The organism is Verrucomicrobiota bacterium, from assembly GCA_027622555.1.
Lineage (GTDB): Bacteria > Verrucomicrobiota > Verrucomicrobiia > Opitutales > UBA2995 > UBA2995.
On sequence record JAQBYJ010000117.1, the window covers coordinates 1 to 15,385 of the forward strand.

The 15,385-nt window shown below is 49.1% G+C and carries 14 protein-coding genes and 1 pseudogene; 3 read left to right on the forward strand and 12 right to left on the reverse strand.

The features are described from left to right. Positions 1 to 80: 80 nt before the first annotated feature. Together O3C43_21020 and O3C43_21025 are read left to right on the forward strand one after the other, a co-directional pair. Positions 81 to 737 carry a hypothetical protein gene (locus O3C43_21020; protein ID MDA1068976.1) on the forward strand — a complete coding sequence of 219 codons (657 nt, stop codon included), beginning with the start codon at positions 81 to 83 and terminating at the stop codon, positions 735 to 737. 192 nt (positions 738 to 929) lie between these two features. Further along, positions 930 to 1,133: a type II toxin-antitoxin system HicB family antitoxin gene (locus O3C43_21025; protein ID MDA1068977.1), complete on the forward strand. Its 204-nt coding sequence runs from the start codon at positions 930 to 932 to the stop codon at positions 1,131 to 1,133. Between the two features lie 731 nt (positions 1,134 to 1,864). On the opposite strand, the pseudogene O3C43_21030 reads toward O3C43_21025, so the two are convergent. The 5 genes and pseudogenes from O3C43_21030 to O3C43_21050 form a co-directional block, all read right to left on the reverse strand. Further along, positions 1,865 to 2,247 (reverse strand): annotated as a pseudogene (locus tag O3C43_21030) (DUF1501 domain-containing protein). Positions 2,248 to 2,542: 295 nt separating this feature from the next. Continuing rightward, entirely contained in the window at positions 2,543 to 3,460 is a 918-nt protein-coding gene (locus tag O3C43_21035; GenBank protein MDA1068978.1) for a dihydrodipicolinate synthase family protein, read from the reverse strand. Positions 3,461 to 3,579: 119 nt separating this feature from the next. Further along, on the reverse strand, positions 3,580 to 4,518 hold the full coding sequence (locus O3C43_21040; protein ID MDA1068979.1) for a triose-phosphate isomerase: 939 nt from the start codon (positions 4,516 to 4,518) through the stop codon (positions 3,580 to 3,582). A gap of 208 nt (positions 4,519 to 4,726) precedes the next feature. Beyond that, a complete protein-coding gene (locus tag O3C43_21045) occupies positions 4,727 to 5,890 on the reverse strand; it encodes a hypothetical protein (GenBank protein ID MDA1068980.1) in 1,164 nt (387 codons plus the stop codon). Between the two features lie 294 nt (positions 5,891 to 6,184). Beyond that, positions 6,185 to 6,388 carry a hypothetical protein gene (locus O3C43_21050; protein ID MDA1068981.1) on the reverse strand — a complete coding sequence of 68 codons (204 nt, stop codon included), beginning with the start codon at positions 6,386 to 6,388 and terminating at the stop codon, positions 6,185 to 6,187. Between the two features lie 181 nt (positions 6,389 to 6,569). On the opposite strand from O3C43_21050, the gene O3C43_21055 reads away from it, so the two are divergent. Further along, the gene (locus O3C43_21055; GenBank protein ID MDA1068982.1) at positions 6,570 to 7,226 is read left to right on the forward strand and encodes a DUF1080 domain-containing protein; all 657 of its coding nucleotides are present in this window, start codon (positions 6,570 to 6,572) and stop codon (positions 7,224 to 7,226) included. Positions 7,227 to 7,239: 13 nt separating this feature from the next. Here O3C43_21055 and O3C43_21060 read toward each other — a convergent pair whose 3' ends face one another. The 7 genes from O3C43_21060 to O3C43_21090 form a co-directional block, all read right to left on the reverse strand. Next, complete coding sequence (locus tag O3C43_21060; protein MDA1068983.1) at positions 7,240 to 8,787, reverse strand: sialate O-acetylesterase; 1,548 nt, start codon at positions 8,785 to 8,787, stop codon at positions 7,240 to 7,242. Positions 8,788 to 8,909: 122 nt separating this feature from the next. Then, positions 8,910 to 9,074, reverse strand: coding sequence for a hypothetical protein (locus O3C43_21065; protein ID MDA1068984.1), 165 nt, complete (start codon positions 9,072 to 9,074; stop codon positions 8,910 to 8,912). Between the two features lie 174 nt (positions 9,075 to 9,248). Beyond that, positions 9,249 to 9,740 (reverse strand): sulfatase-like hydrolase/transferase, encoded by a 492-nt coding sequence (locus tag O3C43_21070; GenBank protein MDA1068985.1) that lies wholly within the window; start codon positions 9,738 to 9,740, stop codon positions 9,249 to 9,251. Positions 9,741 to 10,132: 392 nt separating this feature from the next. Continuing rightward, entirely contained in the window at positions 10,133 to 11,428 is a 1,296-nt protein-coding gene (locus tag O3C43_21075; protein ID MDA1068986.1) for a Gfo/Idh/MocA family oxidoreductase, read from the reverse strand. Positions 11,429 to 11,799: 371 nt separating this feature from the next. Then, positions 11,800 to 12,690, reverse strand: a complete 891-nt coding sequence (locus tag O3C43_21080; protein ID MDA1068987.1) for an NAD(P)-dependent oxidoreductase — start codon at positions 12,688 to 12,690, stop codon at positions 11,800 to 11,802. A 98-nt stretch (positions 12,691 to 12,788) separates the two neighbouring features. Beyond that, positions 12,789 to 13,418: a gluconate 2-dehydrogenase subunit 3 family protein gene (locus tag O3C43_21085; protein MDA1068988.1), complete on the reverse strand. Its 630-nt coding sequence runs from the start codon at positions 13,416 to 13,418 to the stop codon at positions 12,789 to 12,791. Between the two features lie 171 nt (positions 13,419 to 13,589). Then, entirely contained in the window at positions 13,590 to 15,257 is a 1,668-nt protein-coding gene (locus O3C43_21090) for a GMC family oxidoreductase (GenBank protein ID MDA1068989.1), read from the reverse strand. Positions 15,258 to 15,385: the final 128 nt, after the last annotated feature.

Sequence of the window (15,385 nt, forward strand, 5' to 3'; positions counted from 1 at the left end):
TAACAAGTCAGCCTATGAAATTCCGTGCAGCTTCGCCGCACTCCATTCATAGCTTCGGCGTTCGCTTCAAAAAAGTATAGATGACATTTCCGCGCCCACTCTCAGAACAAGAGCGAGTCCTCGTTCGGTGGATGCTCCAGCATGGAGAGCCGGGGGCAGAGCGCTTTCTCGGCCAACTTGATGAAGCTGTCGTTTCCGGAGTGTGCGGTTGCGGATGTGCCAGCGTTGATTTTCAGATTGGAGATCGACACACCGACAGGAAGACCGGAATGACTATTCTATCGGATTACCTCTACGGACCTGAATCCCCGCCGCTCGGAGCGTTCGTCTTTGCACACGGCGATACGTTGGGCGGTCTTGAGGTTTATGGATTTGGCGAGACCGCAGATCGATTACCTTCACCTGAAGAACTCCGCCCAATGGAGAAAACAACAAGCGAACAAGACGCTCCATCCAACGATAGTATCATTCTAAAAATCAGCGTATTACAGTCTGGAGAGATTTTGCTTGATGGACATACCTCCACCATACCCGATCTAAGCAATCGTCTAGATAAACTAAAAAACGATGAAGGCACAGTATGGTATTATCGAGAAGCTGCATTAGCAGAACCTCCCAAAGAATCAATGTTGGTCATCAAAGAAGTAGCTGACAGAGGTCTGCCTATCACATTATCAACCAAGCCTGATTTTTCAGATTATGTAGGTTCAGATGGCCAATTACACCCAAGAAAGTAAAGCAGAACAGTTAAAGGATCGTAGATCATCGTAGCATGATCTATGTCCTTTGTTGAAACAAGACGCTCCGTTAAATCCCGAGCATACGCGGGTTTGCGCAGCTCGTTGGTATGCGACTCGGGATTCACGAGCTTAGCGTTGGACGAAAATGAATAGATTGAATTTTTCCAATTATTTGCCACTCTCTGACCCATGAAACTTAAAGTTATAGTCCATAAAGCCGAAGAAGGCGGTTATTGGGCAGAAGTACCCGCTATCCCGGGATGTATATCCCAAGGTGAGACAAAAGAAGAACTAAAAGAGAATATCTTGGAAGCTATCGAAGGTTGTTTGGAGGTAGAATTTGACACAGATCCTGGAGACAAGAACTCAGAAATCATCGAGGTCGCGGTGTGAAGCAGATGTCCGGCAAAGATTTTGTCGCTTACTTCAAAAGAAAGGCTGGAAAAGGAGCAAAAAGGGTCAAAGGAGCAAAAAGAAAGGAGCAAAAAGGGTCAGCCCTTGATGTTTGGTATTATGGTTTCGAAATATATTTATTAAAACAGATCGTGATACATTCGTTTTTGACAACGTACTGAAACGGCAAATTGTTTTGCCAGGAGATCCCGGTCGAACAAATTAAACAAATTAGCCTAATGTGACAACGTCTACACCGAAAGCCAAAAGACTAATGTCAATCCATCAATCCCAACTTATACAATACACCAAACATCAAGGGCTGACCATTTTCAGCCCTGTTCATTTTCAGCCCTGTTATACAATACACCAAACATCAAGGGCTGACCCTTTTCAGCCTTCTTGACCCTTTTCAGCCTTCTTTTCCGGCGGTCGTCTGGCAGGACGAGGAGGTCTCCCAGGTCATCACCGGCAAGGCGGTGGGGCGCAAATAATAGGGACAGGTTAATTATTTAGAATGAATTGGCAGTGCCGCTTTGACTGTTATCATGGTTCCAAGCCTGATCCCGTATTGAGAAACGGCGCGGCGGGCCGCCATCGCCCTACCTTGAGCAGGCGGGAAATCAAATGACGTCACGTATTGACTGAAGGTTCAAGTTTACAGAACCAATCTATTTCGGTGTGACGCTTAGGAATAAAATTTACCGGAACTGTAATGGGATTTGACCCGTTCAGGCGAGCAACTCCTTTACGGCTTGGCCATGGACGTCCATAAGGCGGAAATAGCGGCCTTGGTATTTGAAAGTGAGGCGTTCGTGGTCGATGCCGAGAAGGTGCATCAGGGTTGCGTGGAAATCGTGTACGTGCACGCCATCCGCCTCGATGTTGTAGCCGTATTCGTCGGTAATGCCATGGGTATAGCCCGGCTTTACGCCACCGCCCGCCATCCAGGTGGTTAAACAACGGGGATGGTGGTTGCGGCCAAAATTCGTTTTGGTCATCTTGCCCTGACAGTAGTTGGTACTTCCGAATTCATCCCCCAGATAACAAGCGTATCGTCCAACATTCCCCGGGATTCCAAATCCTTGATCAGGGCAGCGGACGCCTGGTCGGTCTGCTCTGGATTTCCTCTCACATTACCTGGGCATCCACTGTGAGCATCCCAATCAACCGATTGTCTTGGATGAATAGTTGAACAGCTTCATCCGGGCGCAAATGTATTTCTTCCGAAGGCATGCAGTTTTACGAATGATCAATGAAGTCGTTCCGCTCAAAAGGACCACTCCCCGCGGCAAGCCACGGAGTATCCCAAGGTCCTTTCGCCCCACCCTTCGGGCGGGATAGCACAACGACTGATGAAAGTTATTTTTGAAACCCCGAAGCAAGCAACGGGGAAAGTCTAAAGGATTCTATTTTCCCCAGGCGAGCACCACCGGATCCAGTGGAGCAATCAATTCGATCAAGGTTGCACGAGTCTGTGGGTGAAGCGGCGGAATTGGATGACGGCAAAATTCTGATTTTATTACTCCCCCTTCCACCATAGCAGCCTTTGCGGCGAGAAATCCGCATTGTCGGTTTTCATGGTTTATTGCTGGTAGCACCCGTGAGTAACATTCAACCGCTAATTGTCGATTACCTGAGAGATGTGCAGTGACGATGGGTTTGATATGATCCGGAATCAAAGCAGAGGTCATGGTGCCAGTTGCACCGGCATCCAGGTCGGCTAGTAGAGTGATCGCCTCTTCCCCATCGAAAGGCCCTTCAATTGCATCTCCCCCTGCTTGAGTCAAATTTCGCAATTTGTCCGCAGCTCTTGGACATTCGATTTTAAATAGCTTCACCATTTCAATTTCCATAGCCATCCGGACCAACAAAGGCACCGGCAAATCTACTCCCGATAGAGGCGCGTCCTGCAACATGATGGGTATGCCAACCGCTCCGACTCGCTGAAACTGTTCGAAGGTCTGCTGCGGAGTTCCTTTCAATAACGCTCCATGATAAGGGGCCATCATCATCACGATCGAAGCACCCAGCTCTTTAGCCAGTTTCGCTCTGGTAACGACAATATCGGTGGCAAAATGGCTTATAGTAACGATAACAGGAATACGACCAGCAACGTGCTCCAGACAAAGCCGCGTAAGCGATTCGCGTTCCTCGTCAGATATTAAAAACTGCTCCGAGAAGTTCGCAAGAATACAGATGCCATCGCAACCTTGGTCGATCATGCAGTCGAGTACACGACGCATTCCTTCATAATCAACCTCTCCATTCTCATTAAAAGGGGTTGGAGCGACGGGCCAGATACCAGTGTATGGTTTTAAATTCATAGTGCCAGATAACTCATTTTTTCAATGGTCGGGAAGCCTAAAGGAGTCGGGCTGACCTCTTGGGCTTCCCCCGGCCAACGATAAGGATGCCGTGACACACGGACGCGATAAATAAACTATTAGCGGTTATTCGCAGTATACATTTCGATAATCGCCTTCAAGCCGCTGGCCTCGAAACCGATCTCGCCGGTAAATTTCGTCAACGCGATCAGACCACCATCGATATTTGAAATCGCTGATAACATGGCGGCATTTTCTTCCTTCAGACCACCGCCGTAAACGACCGGCAACTCCTTGCCTAGCTTCGAACGGCACGTTGCTTTGACGAAGTCAGCGACAAACGCGATGTATCCAGAATCCGGAGGCGTTTTACCTGGACCAATTGCCCAACGCGGTTCATAGCCAATCGCCATATTCGCATCTGGAAAATCGTCTACCAAAAGAGCCAATACCGGTTCGAGCTGAGCAGCCAATACAGATTCGATTCGCGCTTGCTGCGTCTCGAAAGGCCCTTCTCCACGCTCCTTCTCTGTCTCCCCAATACACAAAACGACATCCAGTCCATCGCCAAAGGCACATCGAGCCTCCTCAGCCATCAACTCATTTACCACGCCATTGGCATGAGCGAGTCTCTCTGGAATCTCTTCTATTCCTGGATCGTAGGCCGTTAGCACGGTAAATTTATCCAAGCGCTCTTCAGAATGTCCAATCAGCGATGCCGAGCAGCCCATGTTAGCCACCGCTTTCGCCGGAAGGCTCGTGGTAAATGCGCCGAAATTCTTGCCGGCCTCGATATTCTTTCTATAAACATACTGGGAACCGATGGATAAGGTCCGACGCTCAGAAAGTGGATAACGAGCAAGCAGTCTATTAGCAGGAATCAATAGCGATTCAGGTAGAAAGAAGATCAACTTACATTCAGATAATTCGCCCAGTTTATTTTGCATGCATTCCTCCAATACAGATTCGATCCATAGAGCCGGATCATCCATTGGACAAACGCCACCTTGAGAACGAGGTACGTCGAAACGCTTCAGATTGACGAAAAAATGATTCATGAGGTTATACTTGGTTGCGGCTAATTGAAAATCAACCCGGGAAATTCTTTTCGTCTGCCCTTTGGCCTTCCTCTTTTCCAAGTGAACGAATCTTATCTTCTCATCCAGAGGATTTACTTCTATTCCAAGGCAGGACGCCCGGGTAACAGTGTTACCTGGAGCAACTCAACCTTCCGATCGCTGAAAAGCTGTATTTATACCTGCCGTGTCAATTGCCTTCGAGCGGGCCGCCCGAAACGAAAAACTCGGGGTGTTCGGCGGCAATGCGAGCACGAAGCTCGGGACGGTTCTTAATCACGCGACCTAGTTTGGCTACCGTGGTTGGATCCGAAAGGCCTCCGATATCGGCACCGATTGGCATCACTTGACTGTCCCAACCTGCCAAATCCTGTGGTTTAACTCCGTTGATTCCTACTCCATTATTGTAGGCACTGGGCTGGAAGCCTCCCACGATATCTACATTCAAATTCGGTTTGATCCTCTTCTCCCAACCACCGGCCCATAAACACGCGTTTACCAGGAATCGGCGTCCATCCTCGCTGAGCAAATCTTCAGACGCGCCATAGGAGGCGTAAACGACCCGGGCTTTCTTTTTGGTTCCAGATGGAGCTACATAGGAATCCCGAGACCAACCCGCATTTACGATTGGTTTCTCAGTATTGATACTGTTGCTCGCATGAAATGTGTTGAGCACTTGAACTTCCAGGAGCGGCGTCGCATCTGCTGGAGGTTGCGACTTATAGGCACCCGAATACGCGTGAATACTTTTCACTCCTTTAAGAATCGGATGACCCTTCGCGGAGGCGTCGGGTGTAATCCGACATCCCATTTCATGATTGGATCCGTAGTGAGACTGACCACGCTCCTTGTGCCAGGTATTCCCGAAAATCTGTTCACCTAACCCTCCGAAGTAATCTTCGCCGGTGTAGTTAAAATTCAATTTCTCCCATTTGCCATCTTGTCCATTAAAACAATGGGTCGATGTCCGCACACCGACAACGGGACCACCACGCTCAAAGTATTCAACCAGCGGATTAACCTGTTCATCCGGCAAATCCATAAAACGTGCGTATAAGAAAAGCAGGTCCGCGTCCTTCAACGCCTCTACTCCAGGCATATCCCTTCCGCCGCCTTTGATCGCACCATTTTCGTCCAACCCAAAAATTACCGTGCATTTAAAACCATGGTGCTTGGCCAGTATCTTGGCAAGAGCGGGACAGGTTTCCTCTGACCGGTATTCATGGTCATTCGCGATAAAAACAATATGCTTTCCTTTCCCGATTCCTTCACCGCCTTCGTAGACCAAGGGTTTCGAAATTAGCGGAAACGCAAACCCGAACAGGGTCGCCAGAATCATCGATATTCTTATCATTTTCATACAATATTTTTGGGGACTATATTCGGAACCATTAACTTCCGACCAAGTTAGCTCGGGTCGTGCTTTCCGAAACCATCAAACTGGATAGAAATATTGACGATGTAAAGCCGCCAATTCCGGACTTGATCGGGGGGCGTAATTCTTTGGGCGGGGTAAACCCGCCCTACCTGAGTTACATAAATCCAAGGCAGGGACCGCTCGGCGTGTCCGCTTCAGATGAGTTTGAAAAAAAGAAGCAAAAATGCCTCAGACTTCCCCGCAGAAAGAATCAAACCCTGGTTGCGTAGCTCAATTCATAGGCCAGAAACAAACCAGTTTCTGCCGAATAGCGGAATCCTTGGCAGCCGGTTTCCAATCGTGAATGACTTTTGTTTCAAGACTGGGTAAGTCGCGAATGGCCACGATATCGAATAAGGAATCCGTCGGGACATCTTTGGCCAAGACAGCGTTGATGAGGACAAAAAAGGAAATGCAATAAATGATCCGTTTCATGGGAGAAGTTCGATTTGAACGGTAGCACTTAGGCTCACTCTCAATCCAGCTGCCTTCAACCTAATAATCAATTGAGAAGGAAACGTCCTTGGCTATTCCGGAAAACGACTAAAGATCCTTTCTGAGTAGAAAACCACTTGCAGTAGTTTACAAAACTCCAGGAGCCAGATTGTATAAACAGATGAAATCCCGGCGACTCCTTTCCATACTACTGATTGCCACCGTATTATCAGCGAATCTCGCTTCGGCAAACAACGGCGTGACGATTATCGATACGCTAGCGATGTTTGAGGAAAATGATCTGGGCAAATGGAAAGCTGCTCCGTTTGCATTTGAGGGGGATTTGGATATCAGGGAAGGCGTATTAAATACCGGATTGGGATCCTACCTGAGTGGAGTTGTCTGGACTGAGGATCCACCTGCCCGGACCAATTATGAGATCGAACTGGATGCTCAGAAACTATGGGGCAGTGATTTTTTCCTCGGCCTCACCATTCCAGTAGGCGATCGTTATTGCACCTGGATTGTTGGCGGTTGGGGAGGATCGGTAGTTGGCATCTCCAACATCGATGGTCATTCAGCCGACCTTAATGAAACCACACTGAAAATGTCCTTCGCAACGGAACGCTGGTATCATTTCAAGATTCGTGTGCTTGAAGAACATATCCAATGTTGGATTGATGGAAAATCAATCATCGAAATTAACACCAAGGACAGACAACTCAATTTACGCCCCGGTCAAATAGTCGAATCCGTTCCCTTGGGCATTTCCTCCTATGACACCATAAGCGAATATCGGAATATGGTCTGGAGAAACCTGCGGATAGAAAAGCAATAACTGAAAAACCTTCCTATTTCCGCCGATGCTTATCGGCAACCAGAGATGGTTCATCGTCGTATCCCGGTGGCCTGTCAGTATCGGTCCTGAAGGGCATGGCGGGAAGACCAGCTCCATTAACCAAATTTACATTGGGGAAAGCCGAAAAGGCATAGCGGACCGCTACGGGATTCAGTTTTCCCTCCCAACGCAATACAACCGACTCATCTTCCAAGTCAGCTCGCGCATGTAGCCAGATTAGGTCTGGCCCGGCAACCCAGAATTCTCGCGGAGACTTTCCATCCGTTGTGTGTAAGCCTTCAGCGTTAAGAAAGGTAATCCGCAAACTATTGTCGCCGGTTTTCGAAAATGTATGCAGGACGGGCCCAGAAGCGATCACCTTACTGCCAGGAATTTGTTTTTGCGCCAGCAAAGCCAACCGCTTTCCAATAGGTTCCTTGTCTTTCGGATGAATATTTTTCTTATCTCCAAGGTCGATAGTGTTGGCAATGCCGGTATGAGGCAACGTGAGCAATTGCTGCTGCGCCTCACGGAACCAAGCCCAGCTATAGGCGTTCGGAGCTGTAGCAGATTCGGATGGGGAGCCTGCTGCTACTCTGCCATAACGAGGAAGCATCACCGCCAGAAAATGAAACTCATCACGTCCCCACAATTCCCGTAGATGCTTGCACCAAAGGGGCAGTGTTTCCCCATACTGACGCATGTGTGCCAGTGTACCCGAATTGGCCTCACCCTGGTACCAGACAAGTCCACGCGCTGCGTAAGGTGCCACAGGATACAGCATGGCGTTGTAGAGAATGTTCGGACGGGTCCGCATATAGATGTCATCTTCACGCTCCCGCGTCTCACCCCGGATATCCTTTTCAATAAGCCGCTCAGTTTCGGCACGATCAAACTTTTCAAAAGCCTTCATCTCACGCCTGAAATGCGGCAGTTGCTCCGTCATCGATAATGGGAGCCATCCTTCGAGCGATGAACTCCCCCAGGAAGCCTCTATGATGCCGACGGGTACTCCCAGTGCCTGCTGCAGCTCTAAAGCAAACATGAAGCCCACCGCGCTTTTGCATGGTTCTACAACCCAATGGCCGGAGAACTTTTCCTGCGGGGTAAAACGCACATTGCGCTTTACCTCCAACGACCGGATGGGCTGCTTTTTGGCGACCTTGAGGAGAGCCTCGGAATCTTTCAACTGGTTGTAACCCATTTGCATGTTGGATTGACCGGAACAAATCCAGACTTCCCCAACCAGAACATCGGAGTATTCAATGACCGAACTTCCGCTTTTAGCCTGGAAGACATAAGGTCCTCCTGCCGGAAGTTCAGCTAAGGTCATTTTCCAGCGACCGTCCTTTCCAACTTCAGTAGTCGAAGATATTCCGGCAATCGAAACTTCTACGTTTTCACCAGACTTTCCCCAGCCCCAAACCGGAACCGGCATCTCACGCTGCAGAATCATATGTTCTGAAAACGGCGAGGCTAACTCAAGTGCATGGCCCTCGATTCGAACGAACAACCCCACTACAACAAGAAAATAAACGCAGCGTATTCTTTGTAGAAACATAGTTTCTCCTTTAGGGACAAATCCGGTGTAGTTTGCAAGCCGGAGCTTTTTAAAAAGACAAATCGAAATTTGGTTTAGTTAGCTTTTGGTTGATCTATCCCAAAACTAAAGGTCTCTTCGTATCAGGGCATATCCTTTGCCCTCCACCCTTCTCCTTCCTTCGCCGTATAAAACCAACGCGGCTCGGTGTGAGTTTTGCTCCACAGCTCCACTTCTGATATCATGGATCTCAGCAATTGGGGATGCTCAGTGCTGAGGTCGTGGTTTTCACCAATGTCTTCTTCCATATTGAAAAACGTCCAGGGACCCGTGCCTTTACGACGAAGCTTCCATTGATCCCGACGACCCCTACCTCGCTGAAACCTAATTTGTGACGAAGGACCCAAATCATTTCACCCTCGCGTGGATTACGGTTTGCCAGGAGATCGTCCCAGATATCTTTTCCATCCAATTCCTTTCCGTCAGGAATCGTAGCCCCTAATATTTGGATGGAATTGCGGATTGATCCCCATATGCCATTTACCAATCGCACCTGTGAAATAACCAGCCTGCTGAAGCACGGTGCTCATAAGGACCTCAACCACATCAATGCCTTCACGGTTGTAATCCTCAATACCCAACCCTGGATTGGGTAAATTAAACGGCGCTCCGAATTCATGCGGATACCGCCCCTCCATCAACCCCATGCGGCTTGGCCCACAGAACGGATGTGCCACATAGCCGGAAGAAAAAATCGTTCCGCTCTCCGCCAGTCGATCCAGCTCCGGCGTTCGAATATCCTTGGACCCGTTAAATCCGACATCCGCATACCCAAGATCGTCACATAGGATCACCACGATGTTCGGCCTGTCCTGAGCTTGTCGAAGGGGACGAGGCACGTCAGCTGAGGCAACAGCCGCAGATAAAAGAATTAACCCGAACAGAGTTAGTACCTGTTTTTTAAATGTATTCATTTTCATTCCAAATTGTAGGAGCGGGTTTACCCCGCGATTTCTTATCGACGTCCTCTGTGCAATCGAGGTGTAAAACCCCTCCTACAGTTCCATACCTCTTTTGCGTCTTCTGTGCTTTTTGCGGTTCCAATAAAATTTAACTCACTTCTACCTCCCCGGCAAATTCCCCTTCCACCCTTTGTCAAACTGAGCGATTAGCTTTTCAACAACGGTTGGCCGTTTGTCTGCGATGTTTTGTGTTTCCGACGGGTCACTCTGGTGGTCATAGAGCTCTACAAAAATCGGTTATGCTGAGTGTTGGCTTTCCATTTTCAATCGCGTCAACTGTCAACCAACTTCCTTGAAATAGAGAGGACCATGCTCCCACATTCACAGGAAAAATTTGGAACTCTCTAAATCTTGTATAGTGTCCAGGAATCCCGCATCGGCCTCTTCAACATACTATTCGCTAGATCGTTGTTGGTAAACTGCTCATTTTTGGGATCAAACTTCAGTTCAACTCCAAGTTGTTCCGCAGCGATGGTGCCCAAGTGGCAACAAGTAGCTGCACGGTGAGCGACTTCAGGCGGAGCGGCAGTAGAATGACGACTCTGAACCGAATCTATAAAATTCCGGTGGTGGTTTGTAGATACGTACAGCCGTTTGTCGCTGTTTTTAATTCGGGTAACACGTAGTTCCTCAGGATAGGTCTTAAAGACTTTGTCCTGGGTGAATACCCATCCTTTTTCTCCTATGAATTTGATCCCCAACTTCTCCGTGTCGGTGGTGGAAAACATGGTCATCTTTACACCGTTTTTGTAAAGGTATTCGATCCTGAATGATTCTGCCGCATCGTAAATGCCTTTATTACGTTTGGTGACATCAATCGCTTTTACTGCGATGGGTGTGGTGTCATCGCTATCGTTTCCCCACTGCGATACATCCAGGAAGTGGACTCCCCAATCTGTAATATAGCCCGGTGCGTATTGATTAATCCAACGGAAATTAAAATGACACCTGGCAGCAGTGTAAGGAGCGTCGCCCGTTGGTCCCATCCACATCTTATAATCAAAATGATCGGGTACTGCCTCTGCTTGTTCCAAACCCGAGTAGCCACCGCGAATTCGAAACTCTCCGGGAACGCCCACTTCGATTTCTTTCAGTTCACCGATGTATTGATTCTGGACCAACTCGCATGCCCAGCGCGTGTAGATTCCGGAGCGCCGCCAGGTTCCACATTGGAGGATGCGTTTGTTCTTCGCGATGCTATCGCAGACGATGCGCCCTTCGCGGATACTCGCTGCAAGAGGTTTTTCGCAGTAGATATCTTTCCCCGCATTCGCTGCGGCCACGGTGATAAAGGAATGCCAGTGATCGGGTGTCGCGATCATCACTGCATCTATATCCTTCCGCTCAAGAACCTGTCGAAAGTCTCCGTAACCGTCCGACGGTTTCAGCTTCGCGAGTTCAAGCGCGTTAGCCCGGTGCTTCTCATCCACATCGCAAATTGCAACTACCTGAACACGTTCATCCTGCAGAAATGCTTTTAAATTATTCGTCCCCATATTCCCCACCCCAATACAAGCCAAGGTAACACGGTCGCTGGGGGCAGGTCGTTTATCATCTCCCAATACAGAGGAAGACACTATTAGCAGTCCTGTGGAAGCAGCGGCTGAGGTTTTTAAAAATGTTCTGCGGGCAGTTTTCATGGAGTAACAAAAGATTCGTTCTCAAACAAATAGACACGATTCGAACGCTAAGGTGAATGAAAAAAGAAAGCTAGGTTACTAACGCTTTCTAATCTCGATCAAAATACTACAGAAGAATCTCGAATGAGGCTTATACTAATCCATCCACTCCAGCTCTGCCCACCGGTCGGGGCCGTCGTTTTTCTGAATAGCACCTGGCGTACTTCGACCCTCGGTGACATACTTGGTTAAAAGAGCCTTCATGGATTATACACGCTTTGGATCCTTCGACTCGAGGTTGGTAGTTTCGGCCAGGTCTTCCCTTAGATTATTTTACTGAAAACAAGGGTACCGAAACAAGGCATACGCCAATTAGTAATGAAATTAATATTCTATTCATAGGGTCTGACAGCGTTTAGGGAGCCATATTTTTCAAATGATTCGGCCATCGATTGAGGTTGTTGCCAACCAAGTTCTGCTTCCACCTTCGAGCAATCCACCAATGAATCCATCTCTTCAATTGGCTTCTTACAGGGCAGGTGCGATAATTCCGCCTCTATAATTTCTCGGGCAGGCTGCTGCTCTAAATTATCTTTCGAAGCTACAAAATAATTCCGGTAGCCGTCGACCTCAGCCGTCATCGCTTTCACCGCCACCTCAGCAGCCGAGTAAACCGGCAAATAAGTGAAGCCGTCGTAACAATTCCCTCGCGGGATGCCCCCTTGATCCATTCCAGCTTTTAGCATCTGAGAATCAATCAGCAGTGGATACCGTATCACCACACAGGTCATGGCTTTCGTTCTCGAAAAATATTCCAGAGCATCTTCAGCCGCTAGCTTGCTCAGCGCGTAGCTATTCATTGGGATAGCCGGCATATCCGAGTCCATGGGAATGTAGGGTAGAAAATTTGGATGCTCCATCCGGGTTTTAACAGGCATTTGCCCATCCGGCACCTGAACCGAACTGGAAAACACAATACGATGACAACCGACATCGGCCGCGGCCTGAAACAGGTTCATATTCATCGTCACATTCTCTTTGTAAAGCCGCTCCGGATCGGTGCTATTCCAATTGGCATGATTGGCGAAGTGCGCCAACACATCTATCCCGGTCAAAATCTCGTGACAGGTTACCGGATCGTGTAAATCGGGATTCTCAACCTCGTAACCTACCGTATCCGCAGGTACTCGATCGACTGCACGAAACTCAATTCCTGTTTCCTTAAGCATTCGACAGACATTGCTGCCCAGCCGCCCTGAGGCTCCTGTTACTAGAACTTTCACAACTGAATCATAGTTTCACTTTCTCAAACATTAAAACAACACGGCCCACCTTCTAAATCCCTATTTTGGTACACGGTAGACCACTCAATATTCGGCGCTTATTCCCAGACCGCTTTGATCGGTGCTTTGCCTTGCATCTGAGCAGGTGTAAATCCACCGGCGTGGTGACGCGGACCGGGATATCCCATTACTTTCCAACCTACGTGGTCTTTATTCCCACCATATTTCGGGTCAGAAAGAAAACCGATCAGGGTGTGAGCCCGCACCGTATTGAAAAACTCCGTGGAGGAGCCTGCCGCGCCAGACCAACCAGGGGGTGAGCCCGATTCCAATGAAGCAAGCACCTCATCCTGCTGCTCTTCATTGAGGTCAACAAATACCGCGTCGAATCGTTCCTGTGAAACGGCGTCCAATCCGGGCAGGCCGTTCTGATAAATAGGCTTCTGCCCCTGGTCCTCATTCGCGAGCACCTTATCAATGAAGTTAACACAGTTGGCCTCAATCGCACCCGGCTCATGATCCGTCGGAACAATACGACCGGTAATGGATTCCACGGTACGCCATTGGCTAGTGGAAAAACTGACTGGCTCTGAGGAGGCATGCGCCGCCGCGAAGGCATTCGGTCGCGGCAGATTGAGCATGGCAAGAAAGCTTCCTCCATAAATCGCACTTTGGCCGAGAAAATCTCGTCGGGAAAGGGGTCGTTTGGGTGAAGTATATTGAGACATTGTATTTTATAATTGGTTACCAAATCAAAAATTGTTGTATCTTGAAATCGTCACATTCCATTAAACTTCCAGCGGCACTGCGGGGACGCAGTGGCCCTACCCTCCCCAGGCACTTTAGGTAGGGCAAGAGCGTCCTCGCTCTGCCGTCGTCGACTATGAAAAACTGCTCCATTAAATATTTCCTTTCTTACCTTCGCTTATGAAATGGTCAGCCACGCGATACGCATTGGCCAATAATGTGAGCGTGGGATTATAGCCACTGGAAGTGGGGAAGAAACTGCCATCCACAATCCATAGATTGGATACATCATGACTTCGGCACCAACGGTCCACCACCGACTTCGAGGGATCATCGCCCATGCGACAGGTTCCGTGAATGTGAACACTTCCCTGCATGGCGGATGATTCATCCACAAGACGATAGGAGCTGGTTGGTGCCCAGCTATTGATCGCTCCCGCTTGTCCCGCGATTTCAAACATCTTTTTCTCAAACCACTTGAACATGGCCAGGTCGTTCGGATGTTGCCCGTGCGTAATCCGCGGAGCGGGCAAGCCTTGCTCATCGCGCACATCCGGATCCAATTCAACGCGGTTGGATTCCATTGGCAAGTCCTCGAGAATCGCGGTTAGCTGGGCGGACCTTGGGAAATCCCGCAAGGCCTGTTTCAAACTGGAACCCCAGGAACGCTGCAATTTGGGATGACCGTTCAATGCACCGAGTGAGTAACCCAGTGGCTGTTTCACGAAAGGATTTCCGTCCGTGATCACTCCGCCACGAATAAAACCGCGGCTCGAGTCACTCGGGTGAAGGTCATCGGTTGCAACCAAGGTTTCGATCCCAGTGAAATTAAAGGTCGGTTGATCGAGGGTGTAAATAACGAGAGGAAAGTGATGATAAGTCAGGTTCCGTCCCACTTGGCCGCTGGAGTTCGCCAGTCCATCGGGGAAAGACTTCGACTGGGACATCTGCAATAAATGCGGAGAACCAATGGCACCGGCAGACATAATGACCTGTTTGGCTCGGACTTCATGCTCCCTACCCTCGGCATCCATGTAACGAACTGCACGCGCCTTTCCATCCGGTCCCATCACAATCTCGGTCACACGCGCTTCTGCACGAAGATCCAAATTGCCCGTGGCCATAGCTCTCGGAATCTGTATTGCCAGAGTCGTGGCCTTTGCACTGATGGGACAACCGTAACCACCGCAGGCCCCACCATAGGTGCACCCCGGTCTCCCGTGGTAAGGCCGTGAATTAATACTCATCGGAACCGGAAAATGTTGGTAGCCGAGCTGCTCAAGAGCCCGTCTCACGTGAGGTGTCGTAGCCGTGTCTGGATGAGGAGGATTGGGAAACCCCTTTTTCCGCGGAGCCTCTACCGGATTAGAGCCACTTGAACCAGATACACCCATTTCCCATTCCGCTTTTTCGTACCAAGGCTCCATCTCGTCGTAACCAAAGGGCCAATCAGTCAAACTCGCTCCTGCCACCGGACCCTCCTTCGATAGCACCTTAAAATCATCTTCACGAAACCGCCAGGTCCAGGCGCCCCAGTGAGTAATCGTTCCACCTACACAATAGGCGAGATTGTTGAATTTCCCTTGCAGTGCGGAGCTGTTGTCGTCCGGCCGCCAGGTCTCAAGCTGTCCAGGGGAAAAGAGTTCGTCTCTAATCTGAATCGACAATTCGTCGTCGCTCATGAAGTGCGACTGATCCAGCTTAGGCCCACGCTCTAACGCCACTACCTTAAAGCCCGCTTCGGTCAGTTCCTGCATCATGACTCCTCCCCCAGCCCCGGTGCCAATCACACAAACCTCGAACTCTTCTTTTTCAGCCATACAGGTTTATGGAATCAATTTGTTGGAGAATAAAGTATTTTCGTTTTCCAAATCACTTTCCAGATTTCAATCACGCAAATAATCACGACTAAGATTACCTACTGCTTCGGCAAACCGGCTCCCGGTGG

Coding starts and splice junctions, on each gene's coding strand:
- O3C43_21085 (MDA1068988.1), bottom strand. CDS start 13,418: ATGTCTCAATATACTTCACCCAAACGACCCCTTTCCCGACGAGATTTT.
- O3C43_21035 (MDA1068978.1), bottom strand. CDS start 3,460: ATGAATTTAAAACCATACACTGGTATCTGGCCCGTCGCTCCAACCCCT.
- O3C43_21055 (MDA1068982.1), top strand. CDS start 6,570: ATGAAATCCCGGCGACTCCTTTCCATACTACTGATTGCCACCGTATTA.
- O3C43_21025 (MDA1068977.1), top strand. CDS start 930: ATGAAACTTAAAGTTATAGTCCATAAAGCCGAAGAAGGCGGTTATTGG.
- O3C43_21090 (MDA1068989.1), bottom strand. CDS start 15,257: ATGGCTGAAAAAGAAGAGTTCGAGGTTTGTGTGATTGGCACCGGGGCT.
- O3C43_21045 (MDA1068980.1), bottom strand. CDS start 5,890: ATGATAAGAATATCGATGATTCTGGCGACCCTGTTCGGGTTTGCGTTT.
- O3C43_21075 (MDA1068986.1), bottom strand. CDS start 11,428: ATGAAAACTGCCCGCAGAACATTTTTAAAAACCTCAGCCGCTGCTTCC.
- O3C43_21070 (MDA1068985.1), bottom strand. CDS start 9,740: ATGAATACATTTAAAAAACAGGTACTAACTCTGTTCGGGTTAATTCTT.
- O3C43_21020 (MDA1068976.1), top strand. CDS start 81: ATGACATTTCCGCGCCCACTCTCAGAACAAGAGCGAGTCCTCGTTCGG.
- O3C43_21050 (MDA1068981.1), bottom strand. CDS start 6,388: ATGAAACGGATCATTTATTGCATTTCCTTTTTTGTCCTCATCAACGCT.
- O3C43_21065 (MDA1068984.1), bottom strand. CDS start 9,074: ATGGAAGAAGACATTGGTGAAAACCACGACCTCAGCACTGAGCATCCC.
- O3C43_21040 (MDA1068979.1), bottom strand. CDS start 4,518: ATGAATCATTTTTTCGTCAATCTGAAGCGTTTCGACGTACCTCGTTCT.
- O3C43_21060 (MDA1068983.1), bottom strand. CDS start 8,787: ATGTTTCTACAAAGAATACGCTGCGTTTATTTTCTTGTTGTAGTGGGG.